The 20,863-nt window shown below is 63.9% G+C and carries 18 protein-coding genes; 5 read left to right on the top strand and 13 right to left on the bottom strand.

What is annotated here, in order from left to right:
- Window positions 1-99: 99 nt before the first annotated feature.
- The 3 genes from glnQ to glnH all read right to left on the bottom strand — a co-directional run bounded on the left by glnQ (window position 100) and on the right by glnH (window position 2,325).
- Complete coding sequence (gene glnQ / locus DVB37_RS12745) at window positions 100-828, bottom strand: glutamine ABC transporter ATP-binding protein GlnQ (RefSeq protein ID WP_046804952.1); 729 nt, start codon at window positions 826-828, stop codon at window positions 100-102.
- Window positions 825-1,481, bottom strand: coding sequence for a glutamine ABC transporter permease GlnP (gene glnP / locus DVB37_RS12740; RefSeq protein WP_046804953.1), 657 nt, complete (start codon window positions 1,479-1,481; stop codon window positions 825-827). Before glnP ends, glnQ begins: the two co-directional genes overlap by 4 nt.
- A 91-nt stretch (window positions 1,482-1,572) precedes the next feature.
- A complete protein-coding gene (gene glnH / locus DVB37_RS12735) occupies window positions 1,573-2,325 on the bottom strand; it encodes a glutamine ABC transporter substrate-binding protein GlnH (RefSeq protein ID WP_046804954.1) in 753 nt (250 codons plus the stop codon).
- A gap of 167 nt (window positions 2,326-2,492) precedes the next feature.
- Here glnH and DVB37_RS12730 point away from each other — a divergent pair, with 167 nt between their 5' ends.
- Window positions 2,493-3,527, top strand: a complete 1,035-nt coding sequence (locus DVB37_RS12730) for a C45 family peptidase (RefSeq protein ID WP_120155435.1) — start codon at window positions 2,493-2,495, stop codon at window positions 3,525-3,527.
- 37 nt (window positions 3,528-3,564) lie between these two features.
- On the opposite strand, the gene DVB37_RS12725 is transcribed toward DVB37_RS12730, so the two are convergent.
- The 3 genes from DVB37_RS12725 to nudC all read right to left on the bottom strand — a co-directional run bounded on the left by DVB37_RS12725 (window position 3,565) and on the right by nudC (window position 8,764).
- Window positions 3,565-7,191 (bottom strand): hydantoinase B/oxoprolinase family protein, encoded by a 3,627-nt coding sequence (locus DVB37_RS12725; RefSeq protein ID WP_120155433.1) that lies wholly within the window; start codon window positions 7,189-7,191, stop codon window positions 3,565-3,567.
- Between the two features lie 80 nt (window positions 7,192-7,271).
- Window positions 7,272-7,781, bottom strand: coding sequence for a winged helix DNA-binding protein (locus tag DVB37_RS12720; RefSeq protein ID WP_046804957.1), 510 nt, complete (start codon window positions 7,779-7,781; stop codon window positions 7,272-7,274).
- A gap of 212 nt (window positions 7,782-7,993) precedes the next feature.
- Window positions 7,994-8,764: an NAD(+) diphosphatase gene (nudC, locus tag DVB37_RS12715; RefSeq protein WP_120155431.1), complete on the bottom strand. Its 771-nt coding sequence runs from the start codon at window positions 8,762-8,764 to the stop codon at window positions 7,994-7,996.
- A gap of 278 nt (window positions 8,765-9,042) precedes the next feature.
- Between nudC and DVB37_RS12710 the strand changes: the two genes are divergently transcribed.
- The 4 genes from DVB37_RS12710 to DVB37_RS12695 all read left to right on the top strand — a co-directional run bounded on the left by DVB37_RS12710 (window position 9,043) and on the right by DVB37_RS12695 (window position 13,281).
- Window positions 9,043-10,017 carry a TRAP transporter substrate-binding protein gene (locus DVB37_RS12710; protein ID WP_104143906.1) on the top strand — a complete coding sequence of 325 codons (975 nt, stop codon included), beginning with the start codon at window positions 9,043-9,045 and terminating at the stop codon, window positions 10,015-10,017.
- 7 nt (window positions 10,018-10,024) lie between these two features.
- Window positions 10,025-10,525: a TRAP transporter small permease gene (locus DVB37_RS12705; protein WP_046804960.1), complete on the top strand. Its 501-nt coding sequence runs from the start codon at window positions 10,025-10,027 to the stop codon at window positions 10,523-10,525.
- Window positions 10,518-11,819 (top strand): TRAP transporter large permease, encoded by a 1,302-nt coding sequence (locus DVB37_RS12700; protein WP_104143905.1) that lies wholly within the window; start codon window positions 10,518-10,520, stop codon window positions 11,817-11,819. Before DVB37_RS12705 ends, DVB37_RS12700 begins: the two co-directional genes overlap by 8 nt.
- Window positions 11,820-12,210: 391 nt before the next feature.
- Entirely contained in the window at window positions 12,211-13,281 is a 1,071-nt protein-coding gene (locus DVB37_RS12695; RefSeq protein ID WP_046804962.1) for a porin, read from the top strand.
- A gap of 101 nt (window positions 13,282-13,382) precedes the next feature.
- Here DVB37_RS12695 and DVB37_RS12690 read toward each other — a convergent pair whose 3' ends face one another.
- The 7 genes from DVB37_RS12690 to DVB37_RS12660 all read right to left on the bottom strand — a co-directional run bounded on the left by DVB37_RS12690 (window position 13,383) and on the right by DVB37_RS12660 (window position 20,828).
- Window positions 13,383-14,189 (bottom strand): putative hydro-lyase, encoded by an 807-nt coding sequence (locus DVB37_RS12690; protein WP_104143903.1) that lies wholly within the window; start codon window positions 14,187-14,189, stop codon window positions 13,383-13,385.
- A gap of 38 nt (window positions 14,190-14,227) precedes the next feature.
- Complete coding sequence (locus DVB37_RS12685) at window positions 14,228-15,577, bottom strand: amidase (RefSeq protein ID WP_120157475.1); 1,350 nt, start codon at window positions 15,575-15,577, stop codon at window positions 14,228-14,230.
- 91 nt (window positions 15,578-15,668) lie between these two features.
- Window positions 15,669-16,352: a DUF2848 domain-containing protein gene (locus tag DVB37_RS12680; RefSeq protein ID WP_046804964.1), complete on the bottom strand. Its 684-nt coding sequence runs from the start codon at window positions 16,350-16,352 to the stop codon at window positions 15,669-15,671.
- A gap of 128 nt (window positions 16,353-16,480) precedes the next feature.
- A complete protein-coding gene (locus tag DVB37_RS12675) occupies window positions 16,481-17,764 on the bottom strand; it encodes a TRAP transporter large permease (protein WP_120155428.1) in 1,284 nt (427 codons plus the stop codon).
- The gene (locus tag DVB37_RS12670; RefSeq protein ID WP_046804966.1) at window positions 17,761-18,381 is read right to left on the bottom strand and encodes a TRAP transporter small permease subunit; all 621 of its coding nucleotides are present in this window, start codon (window positions 18,379-18,381) and stop codon (window positions 17,761-17,763) included. The genes DVB37_RS12675 and DVB37_RS12670 overlap by 4 nt, the downstream gene beginning before the upstream one ends.
- Before the next feature lie 82 nt (window positions 18,382-18,463).
- A complete protein-coding gene (locus DVB37_RS12665; RefSeq protein ID WP_046804967.1) occupies window positions 18,464-19,510 on the bottom strand; it encodes a TRAP transporter substrate-binding protein in 1,047 nt (348 codons plus the stop codon).
- A 412-nt stretch (window positions 19,511-19,922) separates the two neighbouring features.
- A complete protein-coding gene (locus DVB37_RS12660; protein ID WP_046804968.1) occupies window positions 19,923-20,828 on the bottom strand; it encodes a LysR family transcriptional regulator in 906 nt (301 codons plus the stop codon).
- Between the last annotated feature and the right edge of the window lie 35 nt (window positions 20,829-20,863).

The raw sequence follows: 20,863 nt of genomic DNA, 5'->3' as shown, positions 1-20,863 counted from the left end.
TCGCGTAGCAACTCGGGCTTTCGAACTTTCAGGCGGCGCCTGGGCAGCCATTCGCCATGCTGAATTCGCAATTCCCGCGCCGTCCCACCGCAACCGCCATCAGGCCACGTGTTGCAGAAAGTCCTTCAAGCGTTGGCTGGGCGGGTTGCTGAGCAGTTCAGCCGGCGGGCCGTCGTGCGCGATTTTGCCGGCGTCGATGAAGATCAAGCGGCTGCCCACCTTGCGCGCAAATTCCATCTCGTGCGTGACGACCACCATCGTCATGCCCTCTTCCGCCAGGTCGCGCATCACTTTCAGCACTTCGTGACGCAGTTCCGGGTCCAACGCCGAGGTGGGTTCGTCGAACAGCATCAGCTTGGGTTTGATGGCCAATGCACGTGCGATGGCCACGCGTTGCTGCTGCCCACCGGATAGCTCGGACGGAAAGTGGTTCATGCGTTCGGCCAAGCCCACCTTGTCCAGCAAGCCTATCGCCAGCTCGCGCGCTTCGTCGCGACTTTGGCCACGCGTGTGCACGGGGCCGAACATCACGTTTTGCAGCGCGGTCATTTGCGGGAAGAGGTTGAACTGCTGAAACACCATGCCCGCTTCACGGCGAATTTCGCGCACCTGCGCGGCGTCGCCCTTGACGCTCAGGCCATCGACCAGAAGATCGCCATCGTTGATGGTTTCCAGTACGTTGATGCACCGCAGGAAGGTGGACTTGCCCGAACCCGACGGCCCCACCACCACCACGACCTCGCCCGCATCGATGTTCAGCGAGATGCCGTTCAGCACCATCGATTCGCCGAAGTTCTTGGTGACGTTATGAAATTCAACCATGCTCATAATATGCGCATCCTTCTTTCCACCATATGCAGCGTCAGCGCCATCAGGCCGGTCAGGATCAGGTAGACGATCGCCACGGCGGACCAGATTTCGACGGCGCGGAAGTTGCTGGCCATGATTTCCTGGCCCTGGCGCGTCAGTTCAGCCACGCCGATCACGATGAACAGCGAGGAATCCTTCAAGCTGATGATGCACTGGTTGCCCAGCGGCGGGATCATGCGGCGAAATGCCACCGGTCCGATGATGTGGAACAAGATCTTGTGAAACGGCAGGCCCATTGCCTGCCCGGCTTCCTTCAGCCCCTTGTGCACCGACAACAGCGCGCCGCGCACGATTTCAGAAATATAGGCGCCCGAGTTGATGATCAATGTGACGATGGCCGCCCATTCCGCGTCCACCCGGATATCGGCAAGCAACGGCAAGGCAAAGTAGATGAACATCACCTGCACGACAATCGGCGTGCCGCGAATGACCGCCACATAAACCTGCGCGATGACCGACAGGACAATATTGCCGTAGGCCCGCGTCACGCCCGACAGCGCGCCCAGCAGAAAACCACCAAACAAACCCCAGAACGTGATCTTGATGGTCATCAGCGTACCCTCAAGCAGATTGGGTAACGCGCCCTCGATTACAGTCCAGTCAAACTCCACGATCTTCCCCCCAAGGCACCGACAGGCGCCGCATCATGGCGGCGCCGCGCGCGGGCAATTTCCACGGGCGGCGCCAAAAACACCTATCTGCTTACGGCTTCTTGCCGAACCACTTTTCGTAGATGGCGTCGTACTGGCCGTTGGCCTTCAGTGCGGCCAGCGCCTTGTTCACCTGCGGCACCAGTTCGCTGCCCTTGGGGAAGGCGATACCGTAGAAGTCGCCGCTCTTGACCGAGCCCACGACCTTCACGCGGCCCTTGCCGGCCGAGTTGGCGTAGTACTGCACGTTGGGGGTGTCGTGCACGGCGGCATCGACCCGGCCGGTGGCCAGTTCAAGGTAGGCGTTGTCGATGTTGGGGAACAGCTTCAACTTGGCGTCCGGCACCTGCGCTTTCAGGAAGTCGACGGTGGCGGTGCCCGTCTTGACGGCGACGGTCTTGCCGGCCAGGGACTTGGCGTCCTTGATGTCGGTGTTCTTTTCGCTGACCAGAATGGCCAGGCCGCTTTCATAGTAGGGGTCGGAGAAGTCGATGACTTTCTTGCGGTCGTCGCGGATCGTGATGCCCGCCAGCGCAGCGTCGATATTCTTGGTTTGCAGGCCCGGGATGATGCCGTTGAAGTCCATCGGCTGAAGCTTGTACTTCAGCTTGAGTTCCTTGGCGATCGCGGCCCACAGGTCTACGTCAAAGCCCACGTAGGTATTGCCCTGCTTGAACTCGAACGGCACGAAAGCGGTATCGGTGGCCACCACCAATTCCTTGCCTTGGGCTTGCGCGCCGGAGGCAGCGCCGAACATGGCCACGGACAGGCCGACCAAGGCGGCGGCGACTTTACGTTTGATCATGAAACTCTCCTCTTGGGGACCGTCGGCACCCCGGGGTTGTTGTAGGGGCATGATTCCTGGGCGGCGCCGGGGTCTCCGGCGCGGCTTATCGGCGATCTTAACGCATCCGTCCCCACCCGGCAGAGCTTAGAAAAATTACAATCCGCATGACACCCCGGAGAATCCCCATGCCCTACAAATATGTACGCATTGCCGGAAACCGGCGTCAGGTCGGCCTGGCGCTGGGCAAGTTGGCCCGCCCGCTGATGTCGGTCTACCTGGCGCAAAGCAGCACCTGGGAAGCGCTGCGGCGCTGGCGCGATCATCGATACGTGGAAGAATTGGCCCAGCATGCGCAGACGGCGCTGCCGGCAATATGGGAAGAACTGGAAGGCATGGCGGAAGGGCTGCGCATGCCGGTCCAGGACGTGCTGCTCTGGAACTGCCGTGGCGATCTCTTGCACAGCACGAACGACGGTTGCACGACCGTCGCGTTAAAAGGCGCGGACGGCGCCCGGTGGATCGGCCACAACGAAGACGGCGACCCCTATCTGTATGGACGTTGCCATCTGGTCGACGTGGCGCTGGACGACGCGCCCGGCTACGTCAGCTTTTATTACCCGGGGTCGTTGCCCGGCCACACTTTCGGCGCCAACCGCGCGGGGCTCGTCCAGACCATCAACAACCTGCGCACCCGCCAACGCCATCCCGGCGTGCCGCGCATGTTCCTGGCGCGCGCGGTGCTGGACTGCGCCACATTGGACGAGGCCCTTGCGCTGCTGCGCGACCTGCCCCATTCCGGCGGCTTTCACCACACGCTGGGCAGCGCAACCGACCCGCGACTGATCAGCGCCGAAGTGACCCCGGGCGCGGTGTCGGTGCTGGACATCGGCACGCGCTACGGCCATGCCAACCATATGATTCACGCCAAGACCCGGGCGCAACCCCAGGTGGTGACCGAGTCATCGCGCGACCGGCAGAACAGAATCGAAGGCATCGTGGACGGCTGGTCGCCGCAGACCGGCAGCGCGGACCTGTTGGCCGCGCTGCACGATACGCTGGGCGCCCTGCCCATCCTGCGCACGGACGCCGCGGATCCGGACGGCGAAAACACACTGGCCACCGCCGTGTTCGAAATCCGCGACGATGACGTGACGCTGCGCGTCTATGACCGTCGCACGATGGCGGACATTGCGTTGGATGTGATGTCAGAGCCGGAATGACCCGGCTCTGTAGTCGGCGCCATCACCCCCCCCGCCATCACACCGCGCCGTAGCCTCCGCCCCCGGGGGTTTCGACAACGAAGATGTCGCCCGGATGCAGCTGGGCGCTGTCTTGCGGGCCAAGCTCTTGAATCGTGCCGTCCACCCGTTCGATCAAGTTACGGCCCATCGCGCCCGGTTGCCCGCCCGCCAGACCAAACGGCGCGTAGCGGCGGTTGTTGGACAGGATGGCCGCCGTCATGTCTTCCAGGAAACGGATCCGGCGCACGCCGCCCTCGCCGCCCGGATAGCGCCCCGCCCCGCCCGAACCCTTGCGGATTTCGTAAGACTCAAGCCGCACCGGGAACCGGAATTCCAGCACTTCGGGGTCCGTCAGGCGCGAATTGGTCATGTGCGCCTGGACCACCGACGTGCCGGCGAAGCCTTCGTCGTGCGGGCCCGCCGCGTCGATGCGAACCGGCCCCGCACCCGTACCGCCCGAGATGGTCTCGTAATACTGATGACGCGCGTTGCCGAAGGTGAAGTTGTTCATCGTGCCCTGGCTGGCCGCCAGCACGCCCAACGCACCATACAGCGCGTTCACGATGCACATCGACGTTTCCACGTTGCCCGCCACCACCGAGGCCGGCGGGTTGGGACGCAGCATCGAGCCTTCCGGCAAGATGATCGACAGCGGCGCCAGGCAGCCGTCGTTCAGCGGGATGTCGTCGTTAACCATCGTGCGGAACACATACAGCACCGCCGCCACGGCAATCGCGCCGGGTGCGTTGAAGTTATTGTCCAGCTGCGGCGACGTGCCGGTGAAATCGACCACCGCGCTGCGTGCCTGCGTGTCCACCTTGACGGCCACGCGGATCACCGCGCCGTTGTCCAGCGGGTATTCGTAGCTGCCGTCTTTCAGCACCGAAATCACCCGGCGCACCGCTTCTTCGGCGTTGTCCTGCACGTGGCCCATGTAGGCGCGCACAACGTCCAGCCCGAAGTGGTCGCACATGCGCAGCAGCTCTTGCACGCCCTTTTCATTGGCGGCGATCTGCGCGTGCATGTCGGCGATGTTCTGATCCGGATTGCGCGCGGGCCAACGGCCCGAGCCCAGGATGTCGCGCGCGGCCTGATCGCGGAATTCGCCGTTCTTGACCAACTGGAAATTGGTGAACAGCACGCCCTCGTCTTCCACCGTCTTGGAGTCCGGCGGCATGGAGCCCGGCGTGGTGCCGCCGATATCCGCGTGGTGACCACGCGAACCGACGTAGAACAGGATCTCGCGGCCGGCGTGATCGAACACCGGCGTGATGACCGTCACGTCGGGCAAGTGCGTGCCGCCATGGTAAGGATCGTTCACCACATAGGCATCGCCCGGCATCATGCGCCCGGCGTTGGCGTTCATCACCGTGCGCACCGACTCGCCCATCGACCCCAGGTGCACCGGCATGTGCGGCGCGTTGGCGATCAGGCGGGCCTGCGAATCGAAAATGGCGCAAGAAAAGTCCAGCCGTTCCTTGATGTTCACCGAGTACGCCGTGTTCTGCAGGCGGTAGCCCATCTGCTCGGCAATCGACATGAACAGGTTGTTGAACACCTCCAGCATGACCGGATCCGCTTGCGTGCCGATGCTGCGACGATCCGCGCGCGCTTCGATGCGGCGGATCACGAAATGGTCTTGCGACGTCAATTCCGCTTGCCAGCCCGGTTCCACCACCGTGGTCTGGTTGGGCTCGGAGATGATGGCGGGGCCCGTCACCACGTCACCGCCCGCCATGTCTTCGCGCACGTACAGCGGCGTGTCACGCCACTCGCCCGCGCTGTACATGCTGACGACTCGGCGGGCCGCCAAGGCGCCGTCGCGGGTACGCGGCACGGCCGCTTCGCTGACTCGTTCGCCGCCGCCCGTGGCTTCCACCGAAATGGTCTCCACGACCAATTCGCGGTTGGGCATCAAGAAGGAATAGCGCTGGCGATAGGCGGCCTCGAAGTCGCTGCGTGCCTGCTCCAGCGTGGAAAACGCCACTTCCAGCGCGGTGTCGGTGCCGCGATATTTCAGATGCAGACGGCGTTGCACGGAGATATCGCCGTCGGGCACATGCTGGCGGCGCAGTTCGCCCACGGCTTGTCCGGCCAGCACATCCAGTTCGTCCTGAAGCTCGCCCATCAGGCCGGCGTCCAGCACCTTTTCAACGGTCTTTTGGCGCATGTCGGTCTGGTCGGCCAAGCCCATGCCGTAGGCAGACAACACGCCGCCCAGCGGATGCGCAAACACCGTCGTCATGCCCAAGGCGTCGGCCACCAGGCAGGCGTGCTGGCCGCCGGCGCCGCCAAACACCGTCAAGGCGTATTCCGTGACGTCGTGGCCGCGCTGCACCGAAATGCGCTTGATGGCTTCCGCCATGTTGCCCACGGCAATTTCCAGGAAGCCTTCCGCCAATTGCTCCGGCGTCATCTCGCGGCCAGTGGCCGTGCGCACTTCGTCGGCCATCGCGGTGAAGCGCGAGACCACCGCGTCGCGGTCCAGCGCTTCATTCGCGTCGGGGCCGAACACATTGGGAAAGAAGTCGGGCTGGATCTTGCCCAACAGCACGTTGCAGTCCGTCACGGCCAGGGGGCCGCCACGGCGATAGCAGACGGGGCCGGGGTTGGCGCCCGCCGAATCCGGGCCGACGCGCAGGCGCGCGCCGTCGAAATGCAGGATGGACCCGCCGCCTGCTGCCACCGTGTGGATGCTCATCATGGGCGCGCGCATGCGCACGCCGGCGACCTGGGTTTCGAATTCGCGTTCGAATTCGCCCGCGTAGTGCGACACGTCGGTCGACGTGCCACCCATGTCAAAGCCGATGACCTTGGGAAACCCGGCGATCTCGCTGGTGCGCACCATGCCGACGATGCCGCCGGCCGGGCCGGACAAAATGGCGTCCTTGCCGCGGAAACGGTGCGCGTCCGTCAGGCCGCCGCTCGATTGCATGAACATCAGGCGGATGCCGGGCAGTTCGCCCGCCACCTGATCCACATAGCGCTTCAAGATGGGTGACAGATACGCGTCGACCACCGTCGTGTCGCCGCGCGACACGAACTTGATCAGCGGGCTGACCTCGTGCGAGGCCGACACCTGGGTGAAGCCCACTTCGCGGGCGATGCGCGCCGCGCGCTGCTCGTGGTCCGTGGCGTGCCAGGCGTGCATGAACACGATGGCCACGGCGCGGATGCCGCTGTCATAGGCGGCTTGCATGCCGGCCCGCAAGCCGGCTTCGTCCAGGTCGCGAATGACTTCGCCGTCCGCGGCCACGCGCTCATCGGCTTCAACGACGGATTCGTAAAGCATTTCGGGCAGCACGACGTTGCGGTCGAACAGCCGGGGCCGGTTCTGATACGCAATGCGCAGCGCATCGCGGAACCCGCGCGTGGTCACCAGCAGCGTGCGTTCGCCCTTGCGTTCCAGCAAGGCGTTGGTGGCCACCGTCGTGCCCATCTTCACGCATTCAACCTGGTCCACGGGCACCGGCTGTCCGGGCGCCACACCCAGCAGCTTGCGGATGCCGGCCACGGCCGCGTCGCGATACTGCTCGGGGTTTTCCGACAGCATCTTTGCCGTGGTGGTGGTGCCGTCGGGGCGGCGCGCCACGATATCGGTGAAGGTGCCCCCACGATCGATCCAGAATTGCCACTTCTTCATGCGTAATCCTTGAAAACAAACGGCCACGGCGGGTGCCGCCGCGGTCGGGTTGCGGTGTGCCGGGCCAGGCCCGATCAGGTTCAGAGTGAGGTTGCCGCCCTTGCGGCCTGGTCGTACAGGCCGGACAGCGAGCGCAAGGCGTGGGCCAATTGGCGGCTGAAATCCAGCCCGCCCCCGCCCGGCCCATCCAGGCCGGACGTCAGGCATTGTTCGCGGATGTCGCCGTAGCGCTTGAGGATGTCCGCGCCGTCGGGCGTAACGCTGTAGAAAACTTCCTTGCTGTTGCGTTCGCCCTTGACCACACCCAGCCGCTCCAGCTTTTTCAACGCATAGCTGACGATGTGCGTGTCTTCGACATTGAGCGTGAAGCAGATGTCCGCCAGCTTCTTGGCGCGTTGCCGGTGGTAGACGTGGTGAAACACCATGACGTCGGTGGGCGTCAGGTCCGGCAGGCCGGCGGCTGCCATGCAGCGCACCGTCCAGCGGTCAAAGGCGTGGCTGGCGATCATCAGGCCGAATTCGACCTCGGACAAATCGGGCGCGCTGCCGCCAGCCAAGTGGGCTGACGAGGCGATCAACGTGGGGCTCATGGAACGCTCAAGCCAAGTTTATATGGATGAAATACTAATAATTTATGTGTATTTCATCCATAAAAAATATGACCTGGACGGCCAAAAACGGCCGTAAACGGCCATTTCAAGGGAAATCCCCTAGCGGTTCGAACGTTCCAGCGGGGGGAACGTGGGCACTGGGCCGCCGTTATGACGCCGCTAGACACCTTTATGACGCCGCTATGACACCGTTATGGCGCCGTCCAGCCCTGCGGCAGATTGGCCCGGATCAGCCAGCCGGCAATCGAAATGCGCGGCGCGATGTCCGGCATGGGGTCGCCGGGGCCGAACCAGCGCGCATCGGCAATCTCGTCTTCCTGCACGCGGATGTCACCCGACACGTAGTCGGCGGTGAACGCCACCATCAGCGAATGCGGAAAGGGCCAGGGCTGGCTGCCGAAGTACTGCAGGTTGCCGACCTTCAGGCCGACTTCCTCGAAGACTTCGCGGTGCACGGTCTCTTCGATGCTCTCGCCGGGTTCGACAAAACCGGCCAGCGCCGTATAGCGCGAAGTCGCGGTCGTGGTGTGCCGCGCCAGCAGGATGCTGTCGCCTTTACGGATCAGCACCATCATGGCGGGCGAAATGCGCGGGTACACGGAAAAGCCGCAGGCGGGGCAGCGCAGGCAGAACTCGTGCGGCACGCGCTCGGCGGGCGTGCCGCAGGCGCCGCAGAACCGGTGCGTGCGAGCCCATTCGGCGATTTGATACGCCCGGCCGGCCAGGGCCATGCGTTCATCGTCCAGCACGCCGAACAGCGAACGCAGCTTCTTGAACGCGTAACCCTCGGGCGCTTCAAGCGTGGGATCCACGTGCGCCGTGCGATACGGCGAATCGGGTACGGACCAGATGGCTTGCAAGGCCGGCGACGCCAGACCGATGCGTTCGCACAACGCCAAATCCGGCAACACGCTGGACGCTTCTTCGACCAGCAATTCATCACGGCGGAAAACGAAATTCACTAGAGCCTCTGCAGCACGCTTCGATCCCGCAATCTTAGAAGAAAAATCGGTGCGTAAAGGTGTCGCGGACGGTACGCGCGCAAAGTTTTAGCCTTCAACGATGTGTCGCGTCCGGGCCTAGGATTAACCCGTAAAACCCCATTTTTTGTGCGCGTTGTTGCCGCGCAGCACCATAGAATGGCACGGCTTTTAGGCCGCGCGTCATCCGCGCAGCAGTCTCTTTCAAGAATGCCTATCGGGCAAAACCCGTCTTCACCATTCGCACAGAAGGACCTTCCATGTACAAGAAAATCTCATTGCTGGCCGGCAGCATCGTCCTGGCGTTCAGCGCGGGCGCACAGGCCCAAACCAAATGGGACCTGCCCAGCGCCTACCCCGCCAGCAACTTCCACGTTGAAAACCTGACCACGTTCATCAAGGACGTGGACACGCTGTCGCAAGGCAAGCTGAAGATCCAGCTGCACAACAACGCCTCGCTGTACAAGGCGCCGGAAATCAAGCGCGCGGTGCAAGGCAACCAGGCACAGATCGGCGAAATCCTGCTGACCAACTTCGCCAACGAAGACCCGATCTACGAACTGGACGGCCTGCCCTTCCTGGCCACCGGCTACGAAGCCTCGTTCAAGCTGTACCAGGCGCAAAAACCCTTCCTGGAAAAGAAGCTGGCCTCGCAAGGCATGACGCTGCTGTACGCCGTGGCGTGGCCGCCCCAAGGCATCTTCGCCAACAAGGACATCAAGCAGATCAGCGACATGAAGGGCCTGAAGTGGCGCGCCTACAGCCCCGTCACCGCCAAGATCGCCGAACTGGTCGGCGCGCAGCCGGTCACGGTGCAGCAGGCGGAACTGGCTCAGGCGCTGGCTACCGGCGTGATCGATTCGTACATGTCGTCGGCCTCGACCGGCTACGACACCAAGACGTACGAGTACATCAAGAAGTTCTACGACACGCAGGCCTGGCTGCCCAAGAACGCCATCATCGTCAACAAGAAGGCGTTTGACGCGCTGGACCCGGCTACGCAAGACGCCTTGAAGAAGGCCGCCGCGCAAGCCGAGGAACGCGGCTGGAAGCTGTCGCAGGAAAAGAACAAGTGGTATCAGGAAGAGCTGGCCAAGAACGGCATGGAAACCATCAAGCCGACCGTGGAACTGAAGGAAGGCCTGTCGGTGATCGGCAAGCGCATGCTGGATGATTGGCTGAAGAAGGCAGGCGCCGACGGCCAGGCCATGATCGACGCCTACAAGAAGCAGTGATCTTTTTATGCGCCGCTTTCTAGATGGTCTTTACGGCGCGGCCGGCCTGTTGGCCGGCTTGTGCACGATCGGCGTTCTGGTCTCGGTGCTGGCGGCGATCATCGCCCGCCAGCTCAGCCTGAACATTCCTGGCACCGATGCGTACGCAGGTTACTTCATGGCCGCGGCGGGTTTCCTGGCGTTATCCAGCACGTTCAAGCACGGCGAACACATCCGGGTCACGCTGTTGCTCAATTCGTTGGCACCGGCGGGCAGTCGCCGCCTGGACATTTTTGCGCTGGCTGTGGGCTCGCTGCTGGCCTCGGCCTTTGCCTTCTTCAGCATCAAGCTGACGTACGACTCCTGGCTGTACAACGACATCTCCACGTCCAACGACGCCACGCCGCTCTGGATTCCGCAGATCAGCATGGCGGTGGGCACGGTGTTGTTCCTGGTCGCCCTTGTCGACGAATTGATCCGTCGTTCACGCGGCGTGGCCGCCGCTACTTCGCAGCAAACCCATGAATGAACTTCTTGTCATCACCCTATTGGTCGTTTCGATCTTCGCGCTGTTGGGTTGCGGGGTCTGGGTCGGCCTGACGCTGGCAGGCACGGCGTGGATCGGCATGGAGATTTTCTCCAGCCGTCCGGCCGGCGACGCCATGGCCGTCACCATCTGGGGCGCTTCGTCCAGCTGGACGCTGACCGCCCTGCCCTTGTTCCTGTGGATGGGCGAAATCCTGTTTCGCACGCGCTTGTCCGAAGACCTGTTCAAGGGTCTGGCGCCGTGGCTGAACCGATTGCCGGGTCGGCTGCTGCACACCAATGTGATCGGTTGCGCGATTTTCGCGGCGGTGTCGGGCTCCAGCGCGGCGACGTGCGCGACGGTCGGCAAAATGACCATTCCCGAACTGACGCGCCGTGGCTACCCCGAAGACAAGATCCTGGGCACGCTGTCGGGCGCGGGCACGCTGGGCCTGTTGATTCCGCCTTCGATCATCATGATCGTGTACGGCGTGGCGGCCGACGTGTCGATCGCCAAGCTGTTCATCGCGGGCATCTTCCCCGGCATCGTGCTTGCGCTGTTGTTCATGGGCTATATCGGCTGGTGGGCCATCCGCAACCCCGGGCAGGTGCCGGCGGCGGACCCCGGCATGTCGTTCATGCAGAAGCTGTCGCAATCGCGCCACCTGATTCCGGTCATGGTGCTGATCGGCGCGGTGCTCGGCTCCATCTACAGCGGCATCGCCACCGCCACGGAAGCGGCGGCGGTGGGCGTGGTGGGCGCACTGCTGTTGTCGGCGCTGCAAGGCTCGCTGAACCGCTCGACGTTCATGCAATCGCTGCTGGGCGCCACCCGGCTGTACTGCATGATCGCGCTGATCCTGGCCGGCGCACAGTTCCTGACGCTGGCAATGGGCTATATCGGCCTGCCGCGCGCGTTGGCGGAATGGATCGGCGGACTGGGCTTGTCGCAGTTCGGCCTTATCATGGCGCTGATGGTCTTCTTTGTGGTGCTGGGCTGCTTCCTGGACGGCATTTCCATCGTGGTGCTGACCATGGGCGTGCTGTTGCCGACGGTGCAGGCTGCCGGCATCGACCTGATCTGGTTCGGCATCTTCATCGTTTTCGTGGTGGAAATGGCACAAATCACGCCGCCGGTGGGCTTCAACCTGTTCGTGCTGTCCGGCATGAGCGGGCGTGAATTGCCTTACATCGCGCGGGCGTCAATGCCCATGTTCCTGCTGATGATTGTGGCGGTGCTGCTGCTGTATTTCATTCCGGGCATTGCCACATGGCTGCCCTTGCACATGACGCTGTGACGCTATGACGCTGTAATGCCGTGATGTCGCTGCCTGGACACCCGGGCACGACCTTCAAGAACCCCGGTCCTGGACCGGGGTTTTTTTTTGGAACCATCGCACCATTATCCCGGCGCGCGACTATTTTTTTGATCTGTAAACCAGGGAAAACGCCAAAAACAATTTGGCCCTGCACATCCCGTAACTTTTTTAGAATCCCCAGGCGCTGCCCCCTTGCACCAGTTTGGCGCAATGCCGTGGCAGCCAACCTTTTGGGCCAATGCTCCGGACCCGCGCTGCCATCAAGCAGCGTCGGTGCAACGGCCCAACGTCGGACGATCCGCCCGGCGCGGTCAACCCGGCCACAAGCCAGGTCACACACTACAAAACAGCTACACAGGAGGAGTCCTCAGTGAAACGCATCACTCTTACGCTCGCCGCCGCAGGCCTGGGCCTGGCCGCGGGCGCCGCATCGGCGGAAACCAGCGTCACCCTGTACGGCATCGCCGACGTCAGCATCCGCTACCTGAGCACCAGCGCCGGCAGCGTGGGCGAAGACGGCAGCCGTGTGTCGATGGAAAACGGCGCCATCTCGAACAGCCGCTGGGGCCTGCGCGGCTCGGAAGACCTGGGCAACGGCAACCGTGCCTTCTTCCGCCTGGAAAACGGCTTCAACATGCAGAACGGCAATTCGTCGGCCACGGGCAAGACGTTCGGCCGCCTGGCCTACGTGGGCCTGGACGGCGGCAACATCGGCCAACTGACGCTGGGTCTGCAAAACACGCCGATGTTCGACCTGCTGGCCGACTACTTCGATCCGCTGACCGTGGGTAACTACGATCAGAACGCCTGGTTGCCCGCCGCGATGTCGCGCGTGCGCACCAACAACATGACCAAGTATTCCAACACCATCGGCGACCTGTCGTTGGCGTTGTCGTGGGCCAACGGCGAAAGCTGGGAAGACCACAAGGCCGGCCAGCAATACGGCGCCAGCCTGCGCTACATGATCGGCAAGCTGGGTCTGGGCGCGGCCTACCAGCAGACCTACGACGGCCTGGATTCCGACCTGCGCCAGCGCGTGTGGAACCTGAACGCGTCCTACCAGTTTGAAACCACCAAGGTGTTCGCCGGCTACTTCAATGGCCGCGACGAAACGGGCTGGGTCAACGCCGTCATGGGCGGCACCACCACCGCCAGCCTGGACCGCAAGGACAACGGCTATTTCGTGGGCGCCACGTGGCAAGCCACGCCGCGCTGGGCCATTACCGGCGCGGGCTACTACGACCAAAGCAAGAACGTGGTCGAAGACGGCGACAAGGGCAAGCGTTACGCCCTGGTCGCGGTGGCCGAATATTCGCTGTCCAAGCGCTCGCAGGTGTACGGCACGGTGGACTGGAACAAGGTCAGCAGCGCCGCCAGCGACGAAATCGCCGGCAAGAACCACCAGATCGGCGCCGCCGTGGGCTTCCGCCACATTTTCTAAGCGGCACGCAGGTCGGGCGTTTTCGAAACGCCCGATGCACAAATCAGACCCACAAACCCAAAAGCCCCATCGCAGCGCACAGGCTGCGATGGGGTTTTTGTTTACAGCATCGCCATCCGGCTGTTGACCAGATCGGTCACCAGCATGTGCCCCGGCGCATGCGTGATGCAGAACTCCGGACGCACCGACGACACCACCGATTGCGGCGTGACGCCGCAGGCCCAGAACACGGGCATTTCGCCCGGCCGGATTTCGACCGCGTCGCCGTAGTCGGGCTGGTTGATGTCGGCAATGCCGATCAGCGCCGGGTCGCCAATATGCACGGGTGCGCCGTGCACCGACGGAAAGCGCGAGGTGACCTGGATGGCGCGGATGGCATCCGCCGCCTTCAAGGGGCGCATAGACACCACCAGAGGCCCGCTGAAGGCGCCAGCCGGATGCGTCGGGATGTTGGTGCGGTACATCGGCACGTTGCAGCCTTGCTCGATATGACGCACCGGCAAGCCGTTATCCAGCATGGCCTCTTCGAACGAAAACGAGCATCCAATCAGGAACGACACCAGATCGTCGCGCCAGATATCGCGCACGTCGGTGGGTTCGGCCACCAGCTCGCCGTTCTTCCAGACTCGGTAGCGCGGGATGTCGGTGCGGATGTCGATGTCTGCACCCAGTTCCGGCAGCGCCGGGTTACCGGGTTCGGACATGGCCAGCAACGGGCAAGGCTTGGGGTTGCGCTGGCAGAAATGCAGGAAGTCCGCTGCCAGCGCGCGCGGCAGGATGGCCAGGTTGGCCTGGACGTGGCCCGGCGCCAGATTGGCCGTGGGGCCGGTCAGGCGCCCGCTGCGCGCGTCCAGACGCGCCTGGCGGGCCAGTTGGACACTATTGCGTACGACGTCGACGGGCGACATGAAAAATCCTCTTGATGCAGTTGTGAAGCACCGGGCGATCAGTGCCCGGCAAGCAGCGCCTCGATGGCCAGGCCGACGGCCAGGATGCGGCGGTCGGCGCCGTTGCTGCCGGCGATCATCAAGCCCACGGGGGCCGTATCCGGGGCATGGCAAGGCAGCGACAGCGCGCAGCCATCCAGGAAGTTGATCAGCGTGGGGTTGCGCAGAATCAGGCCATTGGCCGCGTAATAGGCTTCGTCGGAAGCGACCAGGTCGGCCACCGCCGGCGCCACGATGGGCGTGGTCGGCATGATGAGCGCGTCGTAGCCGGCAATGCGGCGATCCACCGCCGCCACCCACGCTTCGCGCGCATCCAGCAAATCGAGGTAATCCGCGGCGCTCATGTCCTGGCCACGCATGATGCGCGAGACCACGCGCGGGTCGTAGCGCTTGCCGGCGCGCGCGATCAGGTCGCGGTGCCAGGCCCAGGCTTCGGCCGCCGTGAAGCCGCCCTTGCTGTTGATGCCGCCAACCTCGGCGAACTCCGGAATGGCGATTTCGTCGACCAGCGCGCCGGCTTCCTTCAGCCGGGCCACGGCCGCGGCGAAACTGTCCGCCACGTGCTTGTCCATGGCGTCCAGCGCCAGCGTGGTGGGCACGGCCAGGCGCAGGCCGCGCAGCGCCATGGCTTCGGGCACGGGGCCGCCGTCGCCTGACAGAATGGCGTCCAGCTCGGCGCAGCAACGCACGCTGGCGGCGATGGGGCCGATGGAATCCAGGTTGGCCGACAAGGGCAGCACGCCCTGCATCGACACGCGCCAGGCGCTGGGCTTGAAGCCCGTCAGGCCGCACAGCGCGGCCGGAATGCGCACCGAGCCACCGGTGTCGGAACCAATGCCGGCCACGGCCATGCCGTCGGCCACGGACACCGCCGCGCCCGAGGACGAGCCGCCCGGAATGCGGCCGGTGGCGCGGTCGTACGGGTTCAGCGGCGTGCCGTAGTGCGGGTTGATGCCCAGGCCCGAATACGCGAATTCGGTCATGTTGGTGCGGCCGATGATGACGGCGCCGGCCGCGATCAGGCGCTGCACGACGTCGGCGTTGGCGTCAGCCGCCGGTTCGCCTTCGCGCGCGACCGAGCCGGCCATGGTGGTTTCGCCTTCGATGTCGAACAGGTCCTTGATGCTGATCGGCAGCCCTTCCACCGCCGAACGCACGATGCCCGCCGCCCGCAGGGTGTCGGAGGCGCGCGCCTGCGCCAATGCCGACTCGGCATACAGCTTGGTGAAAACGCGGGCGCCCTCGCCCGCCGCATCCTGCGCGCGCGCCAGCGCCAGTTCGGTCAGCGCGACCGAGCTGGTACGGCCCTCGTTCAGGGCCAAGGTCAGATCATTCAAGGTCGAAACCATCATTGTCCTCGTGCCGCCTAGCGGCGTAAAAGTGCCGACAGGCGCAGCCTGAATAGGCGCGCCCGGCGTTCAATGCCATGCAGAAACGGAATCAGGCCACCACGGGCAGCGATTCGACATGATAGCGATGGCTGATCGTGCGTTGGCGGCGCGGATCGAACAATTCCATGGTGAAGTCCGCCGCGGCGCGGATGCCGCCGATGGCGCCCACGGTGCCGCAGGTCATGCCCGCGCCTTGCGGCAGCACGGCGGCGCCGCCGGTGTAGCCGGCAATCAGGTCCTGCGGCGTGCGCAGCGTGGACAGCGGGCCTTCCTGGTACAGCACCTTTTCACCGTTTTCGACGATGTACGAGCGGATGACCAATTCGTCCCAGTAGTCGGCCACGTCGGCCAGGCGCCAGGCTTCGCTTGCCACGGGCTTCACGCAGACCTGCTTGGACATGGCGACGCTGACGGTTTCCAGCTTGCGGTCGGTATGGTCCGACGCGATGCTGACGTACATCTCGCCGTCCACGGCGAACACGAACGTTTCCACTTCGCCCGACGAATCCTCGCCCACGGCCTGCACTTGCGTGGCCTGGGTCAGCTGGTTGTCGGCAATGCGGTAGTACAGCGGCACGCTGGTCGGGCGCGGCACGCCGATGGCGGCGAGCTCTTCGATGTGGTGCTCGATGGCGGCCATGTCGCGTCCGGCCCAGCCGGCCACGATCAGGGTGTTGAAGTCCACTTCCACCTGGCGGGGATTGGCGTCGTCGATCTTGAATACGGCTTTCATATCAGTCCTGCGGAAATAACGGGTGGGAAACGGTGCGGCCGCTGTGGGCCACACCCGGTTCAAACAAAAAGTCTTTTCAATCAATCAATCAATCAATTGATCAATCCATCGATCAATTGATCATTCCATTAACCAAACACGCGCGGCAACCACAGCGCGAAGTCCGGCCAGAACGCCAGCAACCCCAGCATCACGAACATGGCGGCCACGAACGGCAGGCTGCCGATGATGACGGCGCTCATCGAGCCGTTCTTGCGCAGGCTTTGCACCACGAACAGGTTCAGGCCCACGGGCGGCGTGATCAACGCGGCTTCAACCAGGATGATGATGACGATGCCCAGCCAGATCGGGTCGTAGCCCAGCGCGATCATGATGGGCGCCACGATGGGAATCGTCGTGATCATCATGGACAGCGTTTCCATGAAGCAGCCCAGCACCAGGTAGAAGATCACCACGATCAGCAGCATCCACCCCGGCGACAAGCCCAGGCCGGTGATCGACTTGGTCAGCGCATCCGTCAGGCCGGTGGCCGACATGATGAAGTTCAGGAAGCTGGCCGCGATGACGATCAGCATGATCATCGCCGTGGACCGCATCGTGCCTTCCATCACTTCGCGCAGCATCTTCCAGGACAGCCGGCGGAACCAGGCGGCCAGGATGAAGGCGCCCAGCACGCCCAGCGCGGCGGCTTCCGTCGGCGTGGCAAGGCCGGCGTAGATGGAACCGACCACCAGGAAGAAGATGCCCATGGGCGGCGCCAGGTGCACCAGGCTGGCAAGACGCTGGCCCCAGGTTGCATGGATCTTCTTGCCGCCCCAGGACGGCTTGGCCACGCAAGCCACGACCACCGTCAGCATGAACAACGCGGCCATCGCAAAGCCGGGGATGATGCCGGCCAGGTACAGCTTGGGCACGGACGAATTCGTCAGCACGCCATAGATGACCAGGTTGATGGACGGCGGAATCAGGATGCCCAACGTACCGCCCGCGGCCAGGCTGCCCAGGAACAGCGGCTCGTTGTAGCCATACTTGCGGATCTGCGGAATGGCCACGGTGCCGACGGTGGCGGCGGTTGCCACGCTGGAACCCGAGGTTGCCGAGAACAAGGTGGACGCGCCGATGTTCGCGTGCATCAAGCCGCCCGGCAACCACGACAGCCACAGGCTCATCGCGCTATACATGCGTTCGGCAAAGCCCGCGCGCAGCAGCACTTCGCCCAGCATGATGAACAGCGGAATCGCCACCAGCAGGAACTCGTTGTTCGAGCTCCAGGAAATTTCACCGATGGCACGCGACAGCGGCAACATCGAAAAGAGCGGGTCCAGGATCAGACCCAACACGCCAAGCGCGGCGCCCACGGGAATGGACAGCCCGATCAGCACCAGCAACAACGTCAATGCGGTGGAAATCATGCTGCGTCTCCCTTGACCATGCGCTCGCCGGCGGCGGCTTCTTCTTCAGCTTCTTCTTGCGCGGAACGCACGCCGCAGATCTGCTTGACCAGTTCGATGTCGCCCGTGACCAGCGCGGCGGAGGCGCGCGCCAGCATCAAGGCCACCGTGATGCACATCCAGGCCAGGCCCAACAGCCACAAACCTTGGGGCACCCACAGCGGCGTGGCCAGCGGGGTGTTGGCGGCGGACTTCTGGGCCCATGAGGTCTGCACCACGTCGTAGGCGTAGTACGTCAGGAACACCATGAAGACGGCCAGCGACACCATGGAAATCCAGTCGAGCACGGCCGACAGGCGCACCGGCAGGTATTGATAAAGCACGTCAACACGCACGTTGGCGCGTTGCAACGTGGCGAACGCCAGCGCCCAGGACGTGCTGATGGCAAACGCGTAGCTGGACAACTCGTCGGCGCCACCGGTGGTGAAACCCAGGAATTTGCGGGCCAGCACGTCGAACGAGATCAGCAGCACGCTGGCCACCGTCAACGCGCCGCCGGCCCATACGGCCACGCGCGAAAAACTCTCGGCGCGCCGCAACAGGCCGCCCAGCAGGCGGAAGTGTTCGGTTTGGGTCATGGATAGAACCTCTGCGGGCTAGCGCCCGGTATGACTTGCGGAAAAGCGCGCCGCCGCGCGATGCGGCGGCGCTGTCCAGCGCTTACTTGCTGGCGGTCAGGCCCAGCGTCTTGCCGATGGTGGCGTTGAAGTCCTTCACGCACTGTGCCGAGCAACGGGCGGCCCACTTGGGCAACACGGCTTCTTGCGCAACCTTCTTGAGCAGCGCGCGGTCGGCATCCGACGGTTGCACCAGAACCATCTTGCCCTTGACCGGGAACGGGCAAGCGGCGGCGCCGGTGTTGCAGTCATAGCCTTCCTGCGTCTGGCGGGCAGCGGCTTCCCAGATGTTGTCCACCAGCGTCTTCACGTTGGCTTGCAGGAACGTGCGCACGGCGGGGTCCAGCTTGTCCCAGGCCTTTTGGTTGACGGCGTGGATCTGCTGGTTCCAGTTGATCGGCAGCGCCACCAGGTGGGTGGACACTTCGTACCACTTGGCCGAGTAGCCCGACAACGATCCGGTGATGGCGCAATCGACCACCTTGTTTTGCAGCGCCGGCACCACTTCACCGAAGGCCATCGTCACGCTGGAACCGCCCAGCGCTTCAACGAATTCGGCCGTGGTGCGGCTGCTGGTGCGAACCTTCTTGCCCTTGATGTCGGCCAGGCCCTTGATGTCCGCGTTGCAGAACAGCACCTGGGCGGGATAGGTCGAGATGCCCAGCAGCTTGACGTTGTTGCCTTCGCCGTAGAGCTTGGCGTAGACGGGCTCGAACGCGTCGGTCACGGCGCGCGCGGTCTTGACGTCGGGGGCCAGGCCGGCCAGGTCGATGGCTTCGTTGATGGGGTTGTCGCTGGCGAAATACGACAGCGTGGCGGTGCCGAATTCAATCACGCCTTGCGACATCAGGCGCAGCAACTCGGGGCCCTTCAGGCCCATTTCGTTGAAGCCCTTGATTTCCGCCGTGACCTGGCCCTTGGACAGCTCGGGAATGGTCTTCGTCCAGAACGGCTTTTCGTAGTCGTTATAGGCGGTCAGGTTGGACAGGCCTCCCACGACCTTCAACTGGGTTTTGGGCAGGTCCTGTGCGTGGACGGCGCCGGCAAGCATGCTGGCGGCGACGGCTGCAAAAACAAGAGACTTCTTCATGGACAAAACTCCTGGCTGGCGGGATGGTCTGTCGCGCGCGGGATCCCGTTACCCGTGTCGCGCGCGGTTTGGTTCAGGTAATCAGGCGCGAAGATCGCGTGCGAGGCGCGGCCGAGGGCTGGGCGCCAAGGTCCGGAATAGGCTCGAAAGATGGTTCATGCTTTTCCCCCGCACTGTGTATCCAGGCGTTGCATTTTTGCTGTTTCGCCATTGCATCGTCCGTGGCGGCAAGCGTCCAATCGTATGTTGCGATGTGGGGGTATAAATATTTCTTGGGTCTCGCCGAATCGTTGTCGGGCCGTTTACGCAAACGACGGCCTGGCGCGGCTTTTCAGGCGGTTGGGCAGGCGGGGACGGGTGTCCGGCTGCCCGGAACGCGGGATGGCTCCGTGCCCCCTCTGGGGGAAAACACCTAGGCGGGAATGCCGTCTCCGGCCTGCGCCGCGACCTTTTGCGCCATCTGCGCAATCACCCTGACCGCGTGGCTATCCGGCCCCTGCACCCAGGTTGCGGTAAAGCTCAGTTCAGGCAAGGGGTCGGCCTGCACACGCAGAATGCGCAGTTCGCCCCGCGCCAGTTCCTTGCCCAGGAACACCGGCGCGATCACGCTGGTGCCGATGCCGTCCTGCGTCATTCGGACCACCATGGACATGGACGCACTGCCATACATACGCGGCGAGGCCACGCCCGCGCGCGTCAGCATGTCGCGCACGACCCGGTACGGCGAGCTGTTGGACGGATACGTGATGATGGGCAGCTTGCCGATGCGTTCCAGCGTCAGCGGCTCGGGGCCGAGGTCCAGCGTGGGGCTGGCCACCCAGGCCAGCGGGTAGCTGCACAGCGGCAGGTTTTCGACACGGGCCTCAAGCACCGGCCCCATCAGGAACGCCAGGTCGATCTGGCGCGACATCAGGTGCGGGCGCAACACGTGGGTGGTATCCACTTCGATCTCGAGCACCAGCGCGGGATAGGTGGAATGGATCAGTTCGATCAGCGTGGGCAGCCACGTCTGCACGATGGTTTCCGCCACGCCGATACGCACCGTGCCGGTCATGACGTTCTGCTCGCGCGCCGCCTCGAACATATCGCGCCGCACTTGCAGCATGCGTTCGGCGTGCGACAGCAGTTCGTGGCCCTTGGCGGTCAGCTTGACGCCGCGCGCGTCGCGCTCGAACAGCCGCACGCCCAGGTCTGCTTCCAGCGAGGCGATGCGCTGCGACACGGCAGGTTGCGTGGTGTTGAGCTTGTCGGACGCGGCGCGAAAGCTGCCCAGCGTGGCGACCCAAAAAAAAGTTTCGACGTTACGTAGTTCGATCATTGGCCTGTTCCCCCGGCGCGATGAGCGTATCATGG

It is taken from the genome of Achromobacter sp. B7 (assembly GCF_003600685.1).
GTDB lineage: Bacteria > Pseudomonadota > Gammaproteobacteria > Burkholderiales > Burkholderiaceae_B > Achromobacter > Achromobacter spanius_B.
The sequence above is the reverse complement of the archived record's forward strand: the minus strand, read 5'-3'. Positions and strand labels throughout refer to the sequence as shown.

What these genes read in the sequence shown, in the direction of transcription:
- glnQ (WP_046804952.1), bottom strand. Translation starts at nt 828, where the DNA reads ATGAGCATGGTTGAATTTCATAACGTCACCAAGAACTTCGGCGAATCG.
- glnH (WP_046804954.1), bottom strand. Translation starts at nt 2,325, where the DNA reads ATGATCAAACGTAAAGTCGCCGCCGCCTTGGTCGGCCTGTCCGTGGCC.
- DVB37_RS12730 (WP_120155435.1), top strand. Translation starts at nt 2,493, where the DNA reads ATGCCCTACAAATATGTACGCATTGCCGGAAACCGGCGTCAGGTCGGC.
- DVB37_RS12725 (WP_120155433.1), bottom strand. Translation starts at nt 7,191, where the DNA reads ATGAAGAAGTGGCAATTCTGGATCGATCGTGGGGGCACCTTCACCGAT.
- DVB37_RS12720 (WP_046804957.1), bottom strand. Translation starts at nt 7,781, where the DNA reads ATGAGCCCCACGTTGATCGCCTCGTCAGCCCACTTGGCTGGCGGCAGC.
- DVB37_RS12710 (WP_104143906.1), top strand. Translation starts at nt 9,043, where the DNA reads ATGTACAAGAAAATCTCATTGCTGGCCGGCAGCATCGTCCTGGCGTTC.
- DVB37_RS12705 (WP_046804960.1), top strand. Translation starts at nt 10,025, where the DNA reads ATGCGCCGCTTTCTAGATGGTCTTTACGGCGCGGCCGGCCTGTTGGCC.
- DVB37_RS12700 (WP_104143905.1), top strand. Translation starts at nt 10,518, where the DNA reads ATGAATGAACTTCTTGTCATCACCCTATTGGTCGTTTCGATCTTCGCG.
- DVB37_RS12690 (WP_104143903.1), bottom strand. Translation starts at nt 14,189, where the DNA reads ATGTCGCCCGTCGACGTCGTACGCAATAGTGTCCAACTGGCCCGCCAG.
- DVB37_RS12685 (WP_120157475.1), bottom strand. Translation starts at nt 15,577, where the DNA reads ATGGTTTCGACCTTGAATGATCTGACCTTGGCCCTGAACGAGGGCCGT.
- DVB37_RS12680 (WP_046804964.1), bottom strand. Translation starts at nt 16,352, where the DNA reads ATGAAAGCCGTATTCAAGATCGACGACGCCAATCCCCGCCAGGTGGAA.
- DVB37_RS12675 (WP_120155428.1), bottom strand. Translation starts at nt 17,764, where the DNA reads ATGATTTCCACCGCATTGACGTTGTTGCTGGTGCTGATCGGGCTGTCC.
- DVB37_RS12670 (WP_046804966.1), bottom strand. Translation starts at nt 18,381, where the DNA reads ATGACCCAAACCGAACACTTCCGCCTGCTGGGCGGCCTGTTGCGGCGC.
- DVB37_RS12665 (WP_046804967.1), bottom strand. Translation starts at nt 19,510, where the DNA reads ATGAAGAAGTCTCTTGTTTTTGCAGCCGTCGCCGCCAGCATGCTTGCC.
- DVB37_RS12660 (WP_046804968.1), bottom strand. Translation starts at nt 20,828, where the DNA reads ATGATCGAACTACGTAACGTCGAAACTTTTTTTTGGGTCGCCACGCTG.